At 72.9% G+C, this 18,252-nt stretch carries 18 protein-coding genes and 2 pseudogenes; 10 read left to right on the top strand and 10 right to left on the bottom strand.

Features of this window, described 5'->3' with window-relative positions; genetic code table 11:
* Positions 1-2: 2 nt before the first annotated feature.
* From AMETH_RS00985 to AMETH_RS00970, 4 genes are all read right to left on the bottom strand, one after another.
* Positions 3-1,028 carry a hypothetical protein gene (locus AMETH_RS00985; protein ID WP_038531788.1) on the bottom strand — a complete coding sequence of 342 codons (1,026 nt, stop codon included), beginning with the start codon at positions 1,026-1,028 and terminating at the stop codon, positions 3-5.
* A gap of 6 nt (positions 1,029-1,034) precedes the next feature.
* Positions 1,035-2,198 carry a hypothetical protein gene (locus AMETH_RS00980; protein WP_017986152.1) on the bottom strand — a complete coding sequence of 388 codons (1,164 nt, stop codon included), beginning with the start codon at positions 2,196-2,198 and terminating at the stop codon, positions 1,035-1,037.
* On the bottom strand, positions 2,195-3,238 hold the full coding sequence (locus tag AMETH_RS00975; protein ID WP_017986151.1) for a hypothetical protein: 1,044 nt from the start codon (positions 3,236-3,238) through the stop codon (positions 2,195-2,197). The genes AMETH_RS00980 and AMETH_RS00975 overlap by 4 nt, the downstream gene beginning before the upstream one ends.
* A gap of 75 nt (positions 3,239-3,313) precedes the next feature.
* Positions 3,314-3,661, bottom strand: coding sequence for a DUF3024 domain-containing protein (locus AMETH_RS00970; RefSeq protein WP_017986150.1), 348 nt, complete (start codon positions 3,659-3,661; stop codon positions 3,314-3,316).
* Positions 3,662-3,716: 55 nt separating this feature from the next.
* On the opposite strand from AMETH_RS00970, the gene AMETH_RS00965 reads away from it, so the two are divergent.
* The gene (locus AMETH_RS00965) at positions 3,717-4,040 is read left to right on the top strand and encodes a nucleotide pyrophosphohydrolase (protein WP_017986149.1); all 324 of its coding nucleotides are present in this window, start codon (positions 3,717-3,719) and stop codon (positions 4,038-4,040) included.
* 370 nt (positions 4,041-4,410) lie between these two features.
* Here AMETH_RS00965 and AMETH_RS41950 read toward each other — a convergent pair whose 3' ends face one another.
* Entirely contained in the window at positions 4,411-4,863 is a 453-nt protein-coding gene (locus AMETH_RS41950) for a DEAD/DEAH box helicase family protein (protein ID WP_017986148.1), read from the bottom strand.
* A 23-nt stretch (positions 4,864-4,886) separates the two neighbouring features.
* Here AMETH_RS41950 and AMETH_RS41945 point away from each other — a divergent pair, with 23 nt between their 5' ends.
* The 7 genes and pseudogenes from AMETH_RS41945 to AMETH_RS00935 all read left to right on the top strand — a co-directional run bounded on the left by AMETH_RS41945 (position 4,887) and on the right by AMETH_RS00935 (position 9,788).
* Positions 4,887-5,465 (top strand): DNA/RNA helicase domain-containing protein, encoded by a 579-nt coding sequence (locus tag AMETH_RS41945; RefSeq protein WP_026153692.1) that lies wholly within the window; start codon positions 4,887-4,889, stop codon positions 5,463-5,465.
* Positions 5,423-5,677, top strand: coding sequence for a DNA/RNA helicase domain-containing protein (locus tag AMETH_RS41940; RefSeq protein ID WP_323806998.1), 255 nt, complete (start codon positions 5,423-5,425; stop codon positions 5,675-5,677). The genes AMETH_RS41945 and AMETH_RS41940 overlap by 43 nt, the downstream gene beginning before the upstream one ends.
* 67 nt (positions 5,678-5,744) lie before the next feature.
* Complete coding sequence (locus AMETH_RS00950; protein WP_017986147.1) at positions 5,745-7,286, top strand: ATP-binding protein; 1,542 nt, start codon at positions 5,745-5,747, stop codon at positions 7,284-7,286.
* Between the two features lie 33 nt (positions 7,287-7,319).
* Complete coding sequence (locus tag AMETH_RS00945; RefSeq protein ID WP_026153690.1) at positions 7,320-8,720, top strand: carboxylesterase/lipase family protein; 1,401 nt, start codon at positions 7,320-7,322, stop codon at positions 8,718-8,720.
* Positions 8,717-8,893: pseudogene (locus tag AMETH_RS42320) on the top strand (DUF1905 domain-containing protein); the annotation flags it as partial. The gene AMETH_RS00945 and the pseudogene AMETH_RS42320, both read left to right, overlap by 4 nt.
* 188 nt (positions 8,894-9,081) lie before the next feature.
* A pseudogene (locus AMETH_RS42315) lies at positions 9,082-9,147 on the top strand (YdeI/OmpD-associated family protein); the annotation flags it as partial.
* A 14-nt stretch (positions 9,148-9,161) separates the two neighbouring features.
* Complete coding sequence (locus AMETH_RS00935; protein ID WP_017986145.1) at positions 9,162-9,788, top strand: response regulator; 627 nt, start codon at positions 9,162-9,164, stop codon at positions 9,786-9,788.
* 1 nt (position 9,789) lies between these two features.
* Here the strand turns inward: AMETH_RS00935 and AMETH_RS00930 are convergent, their stop codons facing one another.
* On the bottom strand, positions 9,790-10,845 hold the full coding sequence (locus tag AMETH_RS00930) for an FUSC family protein (RefSeq protein WP_017986144.1): 1,056 nt from the start codon (positions 10,843-10,845) through the stop codon (positions 9,790-9,792).
* Positions 10,846-10,889: 44 nt separating this feature from the next.
* Here AMETH_RS00930 and AMETH_RS00925 point away from each other — a divergent pair, with 44 nt between their 5' ends.
* Complete coding sequence (locus tag AMETH_RS00925; protein WP_026153689.1) at positions 10,890-11,375, top strand: MarR family winged helix-turn-helix transcriptional regulator; 486 nt, start codon at positions 10,890-10,892, stop codon at positions 11,373-11,375.
* Between the two features lie 3 nt (positions 11,376-11,378).
* On the opposite strand, the gene AMETH_RS00920 is transcribed toward AMETH_RS00925, so the two are convergent.
* On the bottom strand, positions 11,379-12,023 hold the full coding sequence (locus AMETH_RS00920) for a GntR family transcriptional regulator (RefSeq protein ID WP_017986142.1): 645 nt from the start codon (positions 12,021-12,023) through the stop codon (positions 11,379-11,381).
* A gap of 84 nt (positions 12,024-12,107) precedes the next feature.
* Between AMETH_RS00920 and AMETH_RS00915 the strand changes: the two genes are divergently transcribed.
* On the top strand, positions 12,108-12,908 hold the full coding sequence (locus AMETH_RS00915; RefSeq protein WP_017986141.1) for an NAD(P)-dependent oxidoreductase: 801 nt from the start codon (positions 12,108-12,110) through the stop codon (positions 12,906-12,908).
* Here the strand turns inward: AMETH_RS00915 and AMETH_RS00910 are convergent.
* Genes AMETH_RS00910 through cydB form a run of 3 tightly spaced genes read right to left on the bottom strand, consistent with a single transcriptional unit; the run spans position 12,836 to position 18,248 of the window.
* A complete protein-coding gene (locus AMETH_RS00910) occupies positions 12,836-13,987 on the bottom strand; it encodes a GAF domain-containing sensor histidine kinase (RefSeq protein ID WP_017986140.1) in 1,152 nt (383 codons plus the stop codon). The two genes, AMETH_RS00915 and AMETH_RS00910, sit on opposite strands and share 73 nt — an antisense overlap.
* Before the next feature lie 8 nt (positions 13,988-13,995).
* A complete protein-coding gene (gene cydD, locus AMETH_RS00905) occupies positions 13,996-17,244 on the bottom strand; it encodes a thiol reductant ABC exporter subunit CydD (RefSeq protein WP_026153688.1) in 3,249 nt (1,082 codons plus the stop codon).
* Positions 17,241-18,248 carry a cytochrome d ubiquinol oxidase subunit II gene (gene cydB, locus AMETH_RS00900; RefSeq protein ID WP_017986138.1) on the bottom strand — a complete coding sequence of 336 codons (1,008 nt, stop codon included), beginning with the start codon at positions 18,246-18,248 and terminating at the stop codon, positions 17,241-17,243. The genes cydD and cydB overlap by 4 nt, the downstream gene beginning before the upstream one ends.
* Positions 18,249-18,252: the final 4 nt, after the last annotated feature.

Here is an 18,252-nt window from a genome sequence, read left to right as displayed (position 1 = left end):
TTTCAGTCCTTGGGCAGCGCGATCCGGGCGTTCCGGATCTCGGTGATCAACCGGGCCTTCCGCTTGTGCCTGCCGACCAGTTCGGCCAGGTAGGGCGCGAAGTCCGCCGGGCGGCCGACCGTGCGGTACAGCGTGCGCAGCCGGCGCAGGGCGCGGGCGGCCTCGCGGTACTGCTCGACGGTCCGGCCGCCGATCAGCTCCTCCACGTGGCCCCGGTGGACCTCCAGCAGCTCCGCCGCCTCGTCCTCGCGGCCTGCCCCGACCAGTGCCTCGATCAGCGCGTCCGCGTTGGCGACGGTCGGCTCGCGGTCGAACTCCGCCCGCCGCAGGCCCAGCACGTCGTCGGCGAGCTCGGTGGCCGCCGGGTCCTGCTTGAGGGCCCGCGCCGCGTAGGTGATCGCCTCGCTCGTGCGACCGGCGGCGCGCAGCACGCGCACGATCCGCAGGCTCGCCTCCATGCTCGGCAGCTGCTTGGACAGGATCGCGACCAGGCCGTCGACGTCGCCGGAGATCTCCACGAGCTGCTCGTGCAGCCGCTCGGCGACCGGCCGCTTCGCCCGGTCGCGGCCTGCCCGGTCGACGTGGGACCGCAGCTGGGCCAGCCCGGTCTCGCCGAGCGGACCGGCGAACTGGGCCAGGTCGATCTCGGTCCGCCCGTCGAACGCGATGCCGGCGAGCCAGTCGGCCAGCTCGACGGGGTCCGGCGGCCGGGCCGCGCAGGCCCGCGCGTAGAGGGCGAGGGCGCGCCGCAGTTCGGTGCCGTCGCCCTCGTCGCGGCAGATGCGCTCGACGGTGCGCCGGGCCAGCGGGGCGACGTCGGCGCGGGTGCCGGAGTCGAGCAGCCGCTGCACGGTGTCCAGCACCGGGCCGATCTTCGCGACCTCCGCCTGCGGCTCGGTCGCCGCGGCCCGCAGTTCGAGCGACCGACGCAGTTCCGGATCGCGTTCGGCCTGTTCGTGGAGCAATCCGGCCAGCGTCTCGGTGTCGAGGGAGGACAGGTAGGCGCGGAGATCCGTCACCCCGCACATCCTGGCCTACTCGCGTCGCAGCGCGATCGGCGCGGCACCACCCGTTTCATGATCGAAATCCGCGTCTTCCTCGGCGAGCAGGTCGCGGAACTCCTCGATGATCTCGTCCAGCTCCGCCAGCAGCCGGTCGATCGCCGCCGGCCGCAGCCCGGAGCGCTCGCCCGCCCAGCGTCCCCACGGCGGCAGGACCTCCGGCAGGGTCGCCAGGAACTCCTTGGGGACGCCCTCGGTGTTGAGGACGTCCTCGATGAGGAGGTCGAACTTGCCGGGGCCCACCCGCAGCGGGCGGCCGAAGTCGTCGTCGCAGCCGTAGTCCACGACGAACCGGACGCAGTCGGTGAACCAGCGGTCGTCGCGGACGCCGTCGGCCTCGGCGAGGAAGGCGCGCACCAGCTCCTCCCGCTCCTCCTCGGTGAACGTCGGCGGCTCCGCGGGCGGCTCGGCGGGCGGCATGGCCCGCAGCCGGGCGGCGACCAGCGCGCGCAGCGGGGTGAGCGGGTCCTCGGCGATCACGTCCGGGAGCAGGGCCGCGGCGCTGTCGTTGACCGCCACCGCGTCCTCCAGGATCCGGCGCGCCCTCGCCAGGGGGATCTGCTCGGTCACCAGGACCTCGCTGGCCTCCTCGCCCGCGCGCATGCTGTCCACCAGGTCGTCCACGTGGTCGGTGAGGTAGACGTCGCCGAGGCCGCCGCCACTGAGCTCGACGTCGGCGACGAGCCCGTGCGCGTGGCCCGCCCGCTCGGCGCACAGCAGCAGGGTGGCCCCGTCGCCGTACACGTCGGCCTGCTGCCAGCACCCGGTGACCGTGAGGTCGCCCAGGTCCCAGGGCGGTTCGGGCATCGCGGAGAACGCGTCCGCCGCCGCTTCGGCCCTGCCGCGCTGCTCCTCGGTGAGGGCCAGGTGCTGCAGCATCCGCAGCAGCGCGCGGGCGGCCGGGCTCGGACGGCGGGCGGCGTCGTCGATCAGCGGCAGCACGACGTCGCGGCCTTCGTCGGAGGGGCGCCAGAAGTCGCCGAGGATCGCCGACGCCACCAGCTCCACCTCGACCGGGTCGCGCTCGGCCAGCGCGTCCTGCGCGTCGGCGAGCACCGTCTTGAGCAGCTGCCGTCGCTCGTCGGAGACGCCGGACTTCTTCTTAGCGGGCTTTCGCTTCCGGCTGACCGGGCTCATGCGCCCATGGTGGCAGCTCCGCGGCCGGCGACCACCCTGGGCAGGGCGATGCGGGCGTTGCGGACCTCGACGAGGAGGCGGGTCTTGCGCTTGTGCGTCTCGACCAGGCCGGCCAGGTACTCGCCGAACTCCGGCACCCGGTCCGCGCGTTTGTGCAGGGCCCGCAGCTCACGCAGCCGCTGGGCCGCCTCGCGGTAGCCGCCGGGGTCCTTGAGCTGGATCAGCTCGTCGACGTGCAGGCGGTAGACGGGGATCGCCTGGGCCGGGTCGTGTTCAGCGAGGCGGGCGAGCGCCTGCTCGCGCTCCTCGGGCCAGCGGCCGAGCTCCTCGGCGGCGGCGCGCAACGCGCGGTAGGTGTCCGGCGACGGGTGGCGGCGGAACTCGGCGCGGCGCAGGGCGAGCACGCCCTCGCGTGGGTGCACGACGGTGCGGGCGGCGTGGGCGATGGCCTCGCCGTGGCGGCCTGCGGAGCGCAGCATGCGGACGATGCGCAGCGTGGTGGCCGGGGTGGGCGGCTGGGCGGACAGGATCGCGAGGAGGGTGTCGACGTCGCCGGTGACCTCGGCGAGCTGCTCGGTCAGGCGGCGGGTGGCGTCGTTCTCCGGGGCCTCGGCGAGCGCGGCCTTCAGGTGCGCGAGCCCTTCGTCGCCGAGCGCGGCGGCGAAGTCGGCGAGGTTGATCTCTGGCCAGCCGGGCCGGTCGAGCTGCGTGTCCAGGATCCAGTCGGCGAGCTCGCGCGGGTCGGGGCGGTGGACGGCGCAGGCGCGGGCGTAGAGACCGATCGCGCGGCGCAGCTCGGCGCCGGAGGCTTCGGTGTCGGCCATGCGGCGGGCCAGCGGGGTCAGGTCGGCCTGGGTGCCGGCGTCGAGGAGTCGTTGCAGAGTGTCGAGAACCGGACCGACGGTGCCGTACGCGACGGCGCGCAACTCCAGCTCGTGTCGCAACCGTGGGTCACGGTCCGCCTGTTCGAGGAGGAGTTCGGCCAGCGTCTCCGCGTCGAGAGTGCGCAGGTAGGCACGCAGATCCGGGGCCGAGGTCATGCGGACAATCCTGCCGCACCCGATGGAAGGAGACCGTCACCCAACAGAGTCGTCTTCTCTGACGCTGCGTGAGCGTCAGCAGGGGCTGAGCCACTGGAAGAAGTAGCCGGTCTCCGCGCCACGATCGAGGTCGTCCAGGAGGGGGACGGGCGAGATCTCCGGGACGCTGCGCGGGTAGGGGCGCCAGCGTCCCGCGTCGGCGAGGTAGTAGAGCGACCACATCTCGTCGAGGCCGTAGCGGAGCTGCGCGAACGGCCGTTCGGCGGCGCCACCGCTGGCCCATGCGGCACGCCGCTCGACGAGGGTCACGATGCGCCCGCGCCAGCGGGACATCACGCTGTACTCACCGCGCTGACCAGCCGGAACCCGCCGCTCACACCAGCGATCGATCTGGCGTTGCTGGAGCTCGGGGATCGGCGACATACCCACAGTGATACCGCAACCCGATCGGGTCGTGCGGCACCGGATACTGCGCCCTGTGACGCTCGACGATCTGCAACGGCGGCTGGCCGGGTTCGCCACCGCCCGGGACTGGCAACGGTTCCACACGCCGAAGAACCTGGTGATGGCCCTGTCCGGCGAGGTGGGCGAGCTGACAGCGCTGTTCCAGTGGCTGACGCCCGCGGAGTCCGCCTCGGTGCTCGAGGACCCGGCCACGCGCGCCGCGGTGCTCGACGAACTGGCCGACGTGACCATCTACCTCGCCCGGCTGGCCGACGTGCTCGGCGTGGACCTCCTGGAAGCCGCCGAAGCAAAGGTGAACCGCAACGAGTCGCGCTTCCCGGTTGATCGTTTCGACTAACCTGGCACCCGCGGCCCGACGGGCACCGAAGTAGCCACTTCGTCGCTGGCCCCACCCGCACGTGGATGACGCGTGCCCAGTGGGGGAACGAAGTGGCTCTTGTTCGGCACAGCGCCGATCACCTTCTCGCGGAGGCGAAAGCCGGTCAGTTGCCCGGAACGTTGACGGAGCAGGCCAGACACCAGTGGGGACGCCGCCCCGGCCAGAGCGAGATCGACTCCTGGGCACGCAGCCTCGGACCGTTCCTGGCCGATCTCGTGGACGCGGGGCTCGGCGAGGTCGAGGTGATGCTGGAGCACAAGCTGCCGCACAGCCCGAAGCGCGTCGACGCGGTGCTCTGCGGCGTGCACCCGCGCACCGGCGAGGCCAGCTACGTCCTGGTCGAGCTGAAGCAGTGGTCGAAGGCCGAACTGCTGGCGGCGGACCTCGTGCGGATCGCCTCGCGCCGCGATCCGGTGCTGCACCCGGTCGAGCAGGTCCGGCGGTACTGCGAATACCTGGTCGGCTCGACCCCGCCGCCGACCGGGACGCGGAACGGCGCTCGGCCGACGAGTTCCTCGGTTTCGAGCACGCGCCGACCAAACCGCTGCTGGACCTCGCCGCGCGGGAGATCCAGGAGCGGGAGCAGTTCGTGCTCCTGGACGAGCAGCAGGTCGCGGTCGAGGTGGTGATGCAGGCCGTCGAGCGGGCCAAGGCGGCGGCGCGGCGTGTAGCGCTTCACGCCGGTCTCGCGGATGCGGTGCGCCTCGTCGCAGATCAGCACGTCCAGCTCGCGCGCTTCGGACTCCATGTAGTCGTTGAAGTACTTGAACAGGGTCTGCACGCGCCGGTTCCGCCGTCCCGCGATTGCGGGAGAAGGCCGGACGGCAGATCGACGAGCTGATCAACGTGGCGTCGGTGCCGGTGTTCCTGCTCGACGAGAACCAGACCGTGCGGCCGGGCGAGATGGGGTCGCTCGCGGAGATCGCCGCCGCGGCCGAGTCGCGGGGCTGCCGCCTGGAGGTCGTGCGCCGGTCCGGCCAGTTCCGGTGCGGCGGGTCCGACGCGTTCGACACCTGGGGGGCCCGGCTGCTCGGCCTCGACCGGTTGCCGCCCGTGCCGTGGAGCAAGCTGGGCGACGACTTCGTGGTGGCCAGCGCCGCCACGCCCGCCGCGCTGGACGCCTGGTTGCGGCAGCGGATGGACAGCCACGGCGGCACCGGGCGGCTGTCGGCGGGCTACTGCTGGCGGTGGAGCGACCCGGAGTTCACTCCGGAGGGCAGGCGGCTCGTGGAGGACGTGGTGATCGGGGGGCGCCGCCCGTGGAACGCCAAACCCGGCCAGCGGGTCCCGAGTCGTACTACTGGGCCTCCGACGAGCGCGGCTTCGGGCAGGTCGGCTGCATCTACACGGCACAGGGCTTCGAGTACGACCGGTCCGGCGTGATCGTCGGCCCGGACCTCGTCCGCCGCGGCGGACGCTGGATCGCCCGCCGCGAGCACTCCCACGACTCGGCCGCGAAGAAGGCCGACGACCTGGAGTTCGGACGGCTCGTGCGGAACACGTACAAGGTCCTGCTGATCCGCGGGATGCGGGGGACCTGCGTGTACTCGACGGATCCGGAGACTCAGGCCTTCCTCGAGGAGATGGCCGGGTAACCACACATACTCACTGACATGCTCGCTAGCGTGCGAGGTAGCAAGTCAGTGAGTATGCGGAGGTGCGGTGCTCGACCCCGCCAAGGTCAGCGCCGACCTCGCCGCCGTGTGCGCGGAAGAAATGGAGCCGCCGCTGCGCCCGGTCATCAAGGTGCACCGGTTCGAAGAGGCCGACCTGGTCGTCGCCGAGGTGCCCGCTCTGGACCGGTCCCGCAAACCTTGTTTCTACAAGGGCGCGGGAGTGAACCAAGGCAGCTTCGTCCGGGTCGGGGACGACGATCGGCGCCTCAGCAGCTACGAGGTCCACCTCCTCGTGGCCAATCGCGGACAGCCCAAGGACGACGAAGAAGTGCTGCCCGACGCAGGGGTCGAGACGCTGGACGGCAAACTCGTCGATGCCTTCGTCGGACGGCTCCGCGAAAGGAGACCGCATGCCTTCGCCGATCTGGACCGGCACGCCGTACTGCGGCGGGCGAAGGTCTTGAGCGGCGACCGCGTCACCTTGGCCGGCCTGCTCGCTCTGGGGCGTTACCCACAGGACTTCTTCCCGCAGCTGATGGTCACGTTCGTGCACTATCCGACCGTCTCCGGAGCGGATGTGAGCACCGGCGAACGGTTCATCGACAACGTCGCGGTGGAAGGACCTGTGCCGATCATGGTCCGGGACACGCTCGCCGCCCTGCGCCGCAACATGAGCCGCCGCGCCACCGTTCGCGGGGCAGGCCGCATCGACACGTGGGAGTACCCGGAGGCCGCGTTGCGCGAGGCGATCGTCAACGCTCTCGCGCACCGGGACTACTCGCCGGACTCCAGGGGCACCCAGGTCCAGGTCGAGATGTACCCCGACCGCCTGGTGATCCGCAACCCCGGCGGCCTGTTCGGACCAGTCACCGAGGACAACCTCGGCGAGGAAGGCATCTCCTCCGCCCGCAACGCGACTCTTCTCAGGCTGCTGGAAGACGTCCCCATCCCCGGAAGCACGCGGACGGTCTGCGAAAACCGCGGTTCGGGCATCCGGACCATGCTCGACGCGCTGCGGAACGCGTCGATGAGCCCACCCCGATTCGCCGACAAAATCTCGTTCTTCCGCGTCACATTCCCCAATCACGCTCTCATCGGTCCGGAAGTGGTCGACTTGATTCGCCGACTGGGAGAGCGGGGCCTCACCGGCAGCCAGTGCCTGGGACTGGCGCTGCTCAAGAACCAGCAGGCTCTGGACAACAAGACCTACCGGAGCGCCACCGGCGTCGACTCACGGCGTGCCACCGCCGAGCTCGGTGATCTCGTCGCGCGCGGTCTCGTCACACAGCTCGGGGGCCGACGCTGGGCGAGGTACGAGCTCGCGCCCGGCATCGGTCCGGGCACCACCGGCTCCGCGGTGGCCCGCGCTGATCGGCGAGCCGAGGTGCTCGCGGCCCTGGACGGCCGCGAACTCACTCGCGCGGAAATCGCCGAGGTGATCGGCGTGTCGGACAAGGCCGTCGCACGCTGGCTCCGCATTCTGCGCGGGGAGGGATTGGTCGAACTCGTCGGCGGGGCGGTCCGCAGTCCGCACGTCCGCTACCGCACGACTGGTCAACGGGCCTTGGACGATCAAGCCGACGAGTGACTTCGTTCGCAGAACGTGTGATATCCACGACCGGTGGATCCCATCGTGCAGACGCGTTCCGGTGCCGTTCGTGGCGTGGCTGACGGGGTGGTCAGCTCCTTCAAGGGCATTCCGTTCGCCGGGCCGTTGACCGGTCCCGCGCGGTTCCAGGCGCCCACCGAGCCGGAGTCGTGGGACGGGACGCGTGATGCGGTCCGCTTTTCGGCCTCGCCGCCGCAGGGGTCGCTCTTTCCCGGCATGCCCTCGGCTTGGCGGCCGGACGAAGGGGACGACTTCCTGAGCGTCAACGTGTGGACCCCGGATTCCGGTGGCAACGGTCTGCCCGTCATGGTCTGGATCTACGGCGGCGCCTACCTGGTCGGCACCGCGCGGCAGCCCGAGTACGACGGCGCCAACCTGGCCCGCGCCGGGGTCGTCGTCGTGACCTTCAACTACCGCGTCGGGCTGGAGGGGTTCGGCTGGCTGCCCGGGGCGCCCGCCAACCGGGCCTTCCTGGACCAGCTCGCGGCCCTGCGCTGGGTGCAGGAGAACATCGCCGGCTTCGGTGGCGACCCGGACAACGTGACGATCTTCGGCGAATCCGCCGGTGGCACGTCGGTCGCGGCGCTGACCGCCTCCGACGCCGGGCGCGGCCTGTTCCGCCGCGCCATCGGGCAGAGCATCGCGCACGGGTTCCTCTCCGAGAACCGCGTGCGGCGCACCACCGAGCGCATCGCGGCGGCCCTCGGCGTCCCGGCCACGCTCGACGGCTTCGCGCAGGTGCCGTCCGAGGCCGTCCACGCCGTGCAGATGGCGCCCGGCGAGATCACGCCGTTCGGGCCGGTCGTCGACGGCGACCTGCTCACCGGCCTGCCCTGGCACAACCTGCGCGCCGAAGTCGACCTGGTCGCCGGCTTCAACCACGACGAGTTCACCCTCTTCGTCGCGGGCCAAGACCTCTCCGGCGCCGACCCGGCCGCGACCGCCGACGCCGTCGGCCTGCCCGCGGGCGCCGTCGCCGAGTACCGGGCCGCCCACCCGGGCATCACCGACGCCGACCTGCACGTCCTCATCCTGTCCGACCGCGCCTTCCGCCTGCCGTCGCTGTGGTCCGCGGAGAACCACCCCGGCCGCAGCTGGTGCTACGAGCTGACCTGGCGCTCACCCGCGTTCGGCGGGATCCTGCGGTCCTGCCACGCGCTCGACGTGCCGCTCACCTTCGGCAACTACACCGGCCCGCTGGCGGAGATGCTGCTGGGCGACCCGGCCCCGCCCGAGGCCGAGACGCTGTCCAGGGAGATCCGCAAGGCGTGGATCTCGTTCGCCACGACCGGCGACCCCGGCTGGCCGGAGTACGACAAGGACAACCGGATCACCCGGATCTGGGACGTCACGGTCTCGGTGACCAGCGACCCGATAGCCGCGTCCCGGCGAATCTGGGAGGCGGCGGCGTGAAGTTCCGCGCGACGCTCGAGCAGAGCAAGACGACCGCGACCGGGATCGAGGTCCCGCCCGACGTGCTGGAGGGCCTCGACGCGGGCAGACGGCCGGAGGTCCGGGCCCGGCTCAACGGCTACGAGTACCGGACCAGCGTCGGCGCCATGGACGGCCGCGCGATGCTGCCGGTCAGCGCCGAGGTCCGGGCAGGCGCGGGACTGACCGCGGGCGACGAGGTCGAGGTCGAGCTCGTGGTGGGCACCGAACCCCGCGTCGCGGAGGTGCCCGCGGACCTGGCCGAGGCGCTCGAAGCCGCCGGGGTGCGGGCTTCGACAAGCTCTCCTACAGCCAGCAGCGCCGGTACACGCTCTCGGTCGCCGACGCGAAGACCGACGCCACCCGGCAGCGGCGCATCGCGAAGGCGGTCGAAGAACTCTCCCGCTGACTAGGCTCGGTGGTATGGCCATCGAGGTGCTGCTCGTCGACGATCACGAGGTCGTGCGGCGCGGCCTGCGCGAAATGCTGAGCGACGAGCCGGACATCGAGGTGGTCGCCGAGGCGGGGAGCGCGGACGAGGCCCTCGCCGTCGCGATGCACGTCGAGCCGGACGTCGCCGTCGTCGACGTGCGGCTCGGGGACGGCGACGGCGTCGCGCTGTGCCGGGAGCTGCGGGCACGGCCGAACCCGCCGTACTGCCTGGTCCTCACCGCCTTCGACGACGAGGAGGCGATGGTCGGCGCGATCATGGCAGGCGCCTCCGGCTACCTGCTGAAACAGGTCCGCGGGCAGGACGTCGTCAACGCCGTCCGGGAGGTCGCCGCCGGCCGGTCGCTGCTCGACCCGGTCACCACGGCCCGCGTCCTGGACAAGCTGCGCCACCCCGCCGAGGACGAGCTGGCGAGCCTCACCGACCGGGAGCGCACGGTGCTGGAGCTGATCGGCGAGGGCCTGTCCAACCGGGAGATCGCCGAGCGCCTGTTCCTCGCCGAGAAGACCGTGAAGAACCACGTCACATCGGTGCTGTCGAAGCTGGGCATGCAGCGCCGCACCCAGGCCGTGGCGTGGGTGGCGCGGCGCGCCAAGTAGTTCAGGCCAGCTGGTAGCCGCGGCCGGGCCGGACCAGCGCGACGGCCAGTCCGATCGCCGCACCCAGCACCGTGTCCACCAGCCGGTCCGCGGTGACCGCGACCGTGTCGACCGGCGCCGACATCGAGCCGAGCAGCAGCACCAGCGGCGTCACGAACACCATCGCGAGCGCGTAGTTGCGGATGACGGTCAGCTCCGCGCCGAGCAACGCGACGACGATCACCGCGAGCTTCACCGGCTGCGGCAGGTCCAGCGTCAGCAGCAGCGCGGCCACCAGGACGCCGGCGACCGTGCCCATGACGCGCTGCACGAAGCGGTGCATCGTGTGCTGCAGGTGGGTGGCCTGCAGCACCGCGGCCGCCGCGACCGCCGCCCAGTACGGGTGCCCGAGCCCGAACGCGTGCGCGAGCAGCCCGGCCGCCAGCACCGCGGCGAACACCTTCACCGCGCGCGGCCACTCGTGCGACGACCGGTCCACCGCGGCCCGCAAACCCGCGCGCCACGAGGTCGTCCGGTCGTTGTCGTGGTCGAAGAACAGCCACCCGGACAACGCGACGACCCACGCGACGAGCGCCCCCGCGGCCGCGGCGCCGACCTGCGCGGCGACGCCCGGCCAGCTGACCGGGAACGCCGACGTGGTGCCCGCGGCGAAGACGAACATGAGTCCGCCGGGCGGCCCAGACCGGATACCGTCCGTGACCAGTTTCGCCACCGCGGCGACCGCCGCGACCAGGATCGCGATCGGCAGCGGACCCCACCCGGCGGCCGACGCCATCCCACCGAGGCCGACCGCGAGCGTCAGACCTGCGCCGATCACGGCGAGCAGCCGGGCCCTCACCGGGTACGGCTCGAACCGGGCGTGCACCGCGGTCATCCCGCCGAACGCGGCGGCGGGCGCCAGCTCGGTGTGCCCTGCGATCACAACCGCGACCAGGACTATGTTCGCCCCGGTCATGGCCCGTAACGCGGACACCAGTGCCCGGTCGACCGGGCGCAGGTGCCACCAGCCGCGCGGGGAAAGCGCGCGGAGCAGGTCGTGGCGGCCGAAATCATTCACGAGTAAAATACTATCGAACGATTCGTGTACGAAGGAGCTCAGCGGTGAGTGATCTCGTCGACAGAGTGCGGCGCCAGTGGATGGACGTGCACCCCGGCCTCGACACGACCGGGATGGCGGTCGTCGGCCGGGTGCTGCGGCTCGCGTCGCTGATCCGCCGCGCGACCGATGACCTCCTGCTGGCCAACGACCTGAACCGCGCCGAGTTCGACGTGCTGTGCGCGCTGCGGCGCAACGAGGTGCTCAACCCCGGCCAGATCAGCCGCGAGATGCTGTCCTCCGGCGCCGCGATCACGAAGCGGCTCGACCGCCTGGAGCGGCTCGGCCTGGTGTCGCGGACGGCGAGCGAACGCGACCGGCGGGTCGTGCAGGTCCGGCTGACCGAGCGGGGTGTGGCGCTGATCGACGAGCTGCTGCCCGCGCACCTCGAAGGCGAGAAGGCCGCGCTGGCGAACCTGGAGCCGGAGCAGCAGGAGGAACTGGCCCGGCTGCTGAAGGTGATGCTGGAGACCGTCGAAGGCGTCGGCTGAGGCTCAGGCCTGTTCGGCTTCCCGCAGCGCCTCGATCACGCTGCTCAGGTGCTGCCGGATCGCCGCGGCGGCCGCGGCCGGGTCGTGGGCGCAAATGGCGTCGATGATCGCCAGGTGTTCGGGCAGCGACACCGACGGGCGGCCCGGGCGCATGGCCAGCCGGAACTGGTGCCGCACGCTCTGCGCGCGCAGCCGCTCGAGCACCTGACCCGCCGTGTGCTGGCCGGAGATCTCCCGCACCCGGCGGTGCAGCTCCTGGTTCAGCCCCGAGTACCCCATGACATCACCGGACGCGACGGCCTTGCGCATCGCCTTGCCGAGGACCTTCAGTTCGCCGATCTCCTCGTCGGTGATGCGCTCGGCGGCCTTCTCCGCGCACAGGCTCTCCACGACCATGCGCACCTCGGAGATCTCGATGGCCTCCTCCAGCGACACCGCCCGGACCCGCGCGCCGCGGTTCTGCACCCGCTCGACCAGGCCCTCGTTGGCGAGTTCGAGCAGCGCGATGCGGACGTTGGCGCGGCTCGCGGCGAACTGGGCGGACAGGTCTGCCTCGACCAGCCGCTGGTTCGGCACGAACTCGCCGCGGATGATCGCCTCCCGGATGGCGTCCACCACCGGCTTCTCGATCTCGGCCCGCTCTCCCACGCCCGCTCCCCACACGCTTTGTTGACAATTTTGTCGAGCACATCGTCTACTCGGATGGTAGTCGGTGTCGAGGAGGAGTCCCCAATGTCCGGTAAGCCACCCGTCGTCGCCATTCTCGGCCTCGGGGAAGCGGGCGGCGAATTCGCCCGCGACCTGCGCGCGGCCGGCGCCGTCGTGCGCGGCTACGACCCGGTGGTGCCGTCCGCGTTCGACTCCGAGGCCGCGGCGGCCGACGGCGCGGACCTGGTGCTCAGCGTGAACAGCTCGGCCGCCGCGGTGGACGCGCTGCGGACAGGCCTGCCGAAGGTCAGCGGCGTCTGGGCGGACCTGAACACCGCATCGCCGGGCAAGAAGCGCGAGCTCGCCGCGATCGCCGCCGGGGCCGCCGTCGACTTCGCCGACGTCGCGATCATGGCACCGGTCCCCGACCGGGGACTGCGGGTGCCGATGCTCGCGAGCGGTCCGGCCGCCGGCGCGGTGTCGAAGCTGCTCGGCGCGCTGGGCGCGACGGTCGAGGTGCTGCCCGGCGACGCCGGCGTGGCCGCGGAACGGAAGCTGCTGCGGAGCGTGTTCTTCAAGGGCATGTCCGCCGCCGTGGTCGAGGCGCTGGAAGCCGCGCGCGCGGCGGGGGTCCAGGACTGGCTGCGCGGCGTGATCGTCGAGGAGCTGACCCGCGCCGACGAGTCCACTGTGGAGCGTCTGGTGACCGGCAGCGTCAAGCACGCCAAGCGCCGTACCGCCGAAATGGCCGCCGCCGCGGAGATGCTGGGCGAGCTGGGCGTCGCGCCCGACGTGGCGGCGGCGTCCCGCGATCAGCTGGCGCGCTTGTCCAGCGGCAGCTCGAACGCCACCAGCGTGCCCAGGCTCGGCGAGGAGTTGAGGTAGAACTTCCCGCCCGCGCGCTTGGCGCGTTCCTCCAGGTGACGCAGGCCGCGGGTCTGCACGTCCTGCGGCACGCCGGCGCCGTTGTCGCGGACCCGCAGCTTCACCCCGTCGTTGTCGCGCACGAGCGTCACCCTGGTCTCACTGGCCCCGGAGTGCCGGACCACATTGGACAGCGCCTCGCGCAATGCCGCGCGGATGTGGTCGGCCCGCTCGGCCGGGATGTCGGCCAGCTCGCCGGACAACTCCAGCGTGGGCGGGAATCCGAGCAGCTCCCCCGCGATCCGCACCTCGGCGCGCGCCGACTCGGCCAGGTCGGTGGCCGCGGGTTTCTCCGCTGTCTCCGGCTCCGGTGACCGCAGCTCGCGCACGGTGTGCCGGATCTCCTCGATGGTCTGATCGAGCTGGTCGATCGCCTCGCCGAGCCGGGTCGCGTCGGTCGAGGCGAACCGCTTGCGCATGCGGCGGCGCACCCGGTCCAGCTGCATGCCCGCCGCGTACAACCGTTGCACGATCACGTCGTGCAGCTCGCGGGCGATGCGCTCGCGCTCCTGGTAGAGCGTGATCCGGTGCCGGTCGTTGGCGGCCTCGGCCAGCGCCAGCACGACGCCGACCTGCGCGGCGAACGCGGTCAGCACCTCGACCGTCGCCTCGTCGAACGGCCGCCCGGACCGCTCGCGGTACACCGCCAGCGCGCCCAGCACCCGGCCCCCGGAGCCGAACGGCGCGGCCGCGAACGGGCCGAAGCGGCGCAGCTCGGATGGCACGTACGGCGCCGTGCGCGGGTCGGTGGCCATGTCGTCGGCCACCACCGTGACACCGCCGCGGGCGACCTGCCCGGCCGCGGATTCGGCGGGCAGCACGACGCCGCGCGGGTCCTCGTGGTGGCTGCCGTGGGCGGCTTCCACGGACACCTTGCCGTCGTCCGCGCGGACCATCACCAGGCACAGGTCGGCCCCGGCGAGCTCGGCGGCCTTGCGCACCACCGAATCGAGGACCGCGTCGGGGTCGCCGCCGGACAGGGCGGCGGTGGTGATCTCCGTGGCCGCGGACAACGCGCGGGCGGCGAGGGTGGGTTCCATGAGCAGGGTCAAGCGTAGCCGCCTTCCAGAGCCGGCTCCCGCACGCTGACGCGCCCGTCACCCACCTCGACCACGAGGTCGGCCTCGGCCGCCTCCTCGGGGTGGTGGGTCACGTGCACGACCGTGCGGCCGGCCAGTGCCGTGCGCAGGTTGGCGCGCAGGCGGCGCGCGGTCGGCTCGTCGAGGTGCGCGGTCGGCTCGTCGAGCAGGACGAGGTCCGCGCGCGGCGCCGCGACCAGCGCCCGCGCGACCGCGAGGCGCTGCGCCTGCCCGCCGGACAGGCCGCTGCCCGCGCCGCCGAGGACGGTGTCCAGCGGCAGGTCCAGGCAGGCCAGGCGCAGGGCTTCGCGGAGCCGGTCGTCGTGGGCGTGCGGATCGGCCAGCCGCAGGTTCTCCGCGACCGTGGTGGAGACCAGCTGCGGTTCCTGCGGCGCCCAGGCGACCTCGGCGGCGGTGGTGAGCCGCCCGCGCTGGGCGGGCAGGAACCCGAGCAGCGCGGCGAGCAGCGTCGACTTCCCGGCGCCGGACGGGCCGACGACAGCGACGTGCGTGCCCGCCGGGATGCGCAGGTCGACGTTCCGCAGCACCGGCGTGGTCCAGCCGATGTCGGCGTGCTCGAAGGCGATCGGCCCAGTTGGCGCGGGCGGCTGCGGCTGCGCCCGTTCGACGTCGGCGATCCGGGCCATCGAGGTGCGCAGCGCGTCCCAGTGCTGGGCGACCGGCGGCAGCGTCGCGAGGACCTCCGCCAGCGCCAGCGGCACCAGGGCCAGGACCGGCGCGAGCACCGGGTCGATGCCGGAGCCCGCGGCCAGCCCGACCCCGGCGACCGCGGCCCCGCCGGTGACCAGGGTGATCAGCGCGTCGGCCGCGCCCGCTCCGAAGGCCTGGCGCCGCGCCTGGTGCACCAGCCGGTCGTCGGCCTCCGCCAGCTCGGCGCGGCGCCGGCGGTGCGCGCCGGACGCGATCAGCTCGGCCGCCGACTCGAACAAGCCGAGCACCCGGGCGCTCACCGTCCGGCGCCCCTCGGCGAGCACGGTGGTCGCCCGCCGCTCCAGCCGCAGCGCGAGCGCGGGCGCGAGGAGCGCGCCGACCAGCACCGCGACGGCGAGCACGAGCCCGGCGGCCGACAGCAGGACCGTCTGCACGGCGATCGCCCCGGCCAGCACGAGCACCGCGACCAGCGGCGGCGTGACCACGCGCGGCAGCAGGTCGCGGACCGTGTCGACGTCGGCGACCAGCCGCCGCTGCCCCTCGCCGAAGCGCAGGCCAAGGGCGCGGGCGGGCCCGAGCCGGACCAGCCCGCGCCACAGCCGGACCCGCAGCTGCCCGGCGATGCGGAACGCGGCGTCGTGCGTGATCAGCCGTTCCAGGTACCGCAGTGCCGCGCGGCCGAGCCCGAAGGCACGCACCCCGACGACGGCGACGGTCAGCGTCAGGATCGGCGGCTGGAACGAGGCCTTGGCGATGAGCCAGCCCGAGGTCGCGGTCAGCGCCACACCGGCCAGCAACGCGAGCGCACCGACCGCGGCGCCGCCAAAGAACCGCTGGCTCACCACGCCTCGCAACGTCTGCGTCCGCGCCTTCACGGCGGCCGTGGTGTGCGGCGCGGGCGGCACCGCGTGGGTGACCGAAAGGTGGTTGTCCCGGTGGTGCGCGGCGAGGAGGACCGCGGTGCCCAGCGGCAGTGTCGACGCGATGGCGGCGTCGACGAGGGCGGCGTTGGCCGCGTCCTGGTGCGCGGTGGGCTCGTCGAGCAGCAGGAGCCAGGCCCCGTGCCGGACCCGCAGCAGCGCCCGCGCGACCGCGACCCGTTGCCGCTGCCCGGTGGACAGCTCGTGCACCGGCGCGTCGGCCAGGCCGGCGAGGTTGAGTTCGATGAGCAGCGCGTCGACCTCGACCGGGTCCGGCGGCTCCTCGACCGCCAGGTCCAGCTCGCCCCGCACGGTGCCGCCGGTGAACGCCGGGTTCTGCGGCACCCACGCGATGTCCCGGCGAAATGCCGACATGTCGACCTCGCTCAGCGGCAGGCCGTCGACCAGCACCGTCCCGCCGGACGGCCGCACGAAGCCCAGCAGGACGGCGATCGTGGTCGACTTGCCGGCGCCGCTGGGCGAATCGAGCCGGGTCAGCGTGCCCGGCCGCAGTCCGAACGTCTCGCCGTCCGGCGCGAAACCGCCGCGGCGCGCCACCCGCAGCCCCTCGACCCGCACCTCGCCGCGACCGGGGATCGCGGTGCCCTCCGGCGCGACCGGTTCGGCGAGCACGTCGGTGACGCGGCGGACCGCCTCGACTCCGTCCTCGCTGGCGTGGAAGGCCGCGCCGACCGCGCGCAACGGCTGGTAGCACTCCGGCGCGAGGATCAGCACGCCGAGCCCGATCGCGAGCGACAGGTCGCCGCCCACCAGCCGCACGCCGATGACCACGGCGACCAGCGCGACCGACAGCGTCGCCGCCAGCTCCAGCACGAACGCCGAGGAGAAGGCGACCTTCAAGGTCTTGAGCGTCGCCTGCCGGTGCTTCTCCGACACCCGCCGCACCGCCTCGGCCTGCGCCTCCGCGCGGCGGAACGCGGCCAGCACCGGCAGCGCGCGCACGAGTTCCAGCAGGTGGCCGGACATCCGCTGCAACGCGTCGCTCGCCGCGGCCGAGCGGTCCGCGGTGTACTTGCCGACGAGGATCGCGAACATCGGCAGCAGCGGCACGGTCAGCGCGATGATCACCGCGGACGGCCAGTCGGCGAACAACACGGCCGCGCCCGCGCCGGGCGGCACCACGGCGGCGGTGACCAGCGCGGGCAGGTAGTCGGTGAAGTAGGCGTCGAGCGCGTCCAGCCCCTTGGTGGTGAGCGCGGTCAGCTCGCCCGGCCCGCGCCGCGCGATCCACTCCGGACCGAGCCGCAGCGCGTGGTCGACGACCTTCGCGCGCAGTTCCTCTTTCGCCCCGGCCGCGGCTCGCGCGGCGACCACCCGCAGCGCCCACGCGATCAGCGCGCGGGCGACGACCGCACCGCCGAGGGCGACCAGCTGACCGGTGCCGACGCCGTGCCCGGCGACCACCGCGGCGCAGACCGAGGCGAGCAGGAAGGCCTGCGCGACCAGCGCCGCGGCGTTGCCGAGCGCGAGCAGACCGGAGAGGGCGAGCGCCCGGCGCGCGGCCGCGGACAACAGGGGCAGCGCGCCGAGCGGACCCTTTCCCGGACGCGTGGTGTCCGTTGTGGACACCGGTGCGGGAAGGACGGAGCGTCCGGGAAAGCTCATGGGGTGTGCACCGGCGGGATGTGGGCGGCGCTGATCCGCTTGCGGAACACCCAGTACGTCCAGCCCTGGTAGACCAGCACGGCCGGGGCGCCGAACGCGCCTACCCAGGTGATCACTTCGAGCGTGTACGGACTGGACGCGGTTTCCGCGACGGTGAGCGAGTTGGCCGGGTCGAGCGTCGAGGGCAGCACGTCCGGGTAGAGCGCGCCGAACAGGGTGACCACGGCCGCGGCGATCGTGACGCCGAGCGCGGCGAAGGCCTGCCCGTCCCGGTCCACCACCAGCTTGCGCCAGGCCACCAGAGCGGCCACCACCGCGACGGCGAGCGCCACGAGCGTCCACAGTGCACCATCGCGCCACTGGACGACCGCCAGCAGGGCGAACAGCGGCAGCAACGCGACCGGCAGCGCGCGGATGGCGAACAGCCGCGCCCGTTCCCGCAGGTCGCCCGCGGTCTTCAGGGCCAGGAACGCCGCGCCGTGCACCAGGGCGAACCCGACGACGGCGAGCGCGCCGAGCAGCGTGTCCCAGCGCACCGACTCGAACGCGCCGCCGATCCGGTTGCCGTGCTCGTCGAGCGGCAGCCCGAGGATCGTGGTGGTCAGCAGCAGCCCGACGCCCAGCGGCGGGACCCACGAGCCGATCATGATGACGCGGTCCCAGCTGCGCCGCCAGCGCTCCGAGTCGACCTTGCCGCGGTACTCGAACGCGACGCCGCGCCCGATGAGCGCGAGCAGCACCAGCAGCAACGGCAGGTAGGTGGCCGAGAACAACGACGCGTACCAGCCCGGGAAGGCGGCGAACATCGCGCCTGCCGCGACGATCAGCCAGACCTCGTTGCCGTCCCACACCGGGCCGATCGTGTTGATCATGACCCGCCGCTCGGTGTTGTCGCGGCCGAGGATCGGCAGCAGCATCCCGACGCCGAAGTCGAAGCCCTCCAGGAACAGGTACCCCAGCCAGAAGAGCACGATGATGCAGAACCAGATGGTTTCCAGGGTCATGGCC

Origin of the sequence: Amycolatopsis methanolica 239 (assembly GCF_000739085.1) — a bacterium.
GTDB classification, from domain to species: domain Bacteria; phylum Actinomycetota; class Actinomycetes; order Mycobacteriales; family Pseudonocardiaceae; genus Amycolatopsis_E; species Amycolatopsis_E methanolica.
This window is presented reverse-complemented; position numbering and strand designations above follow the sequence as displayed.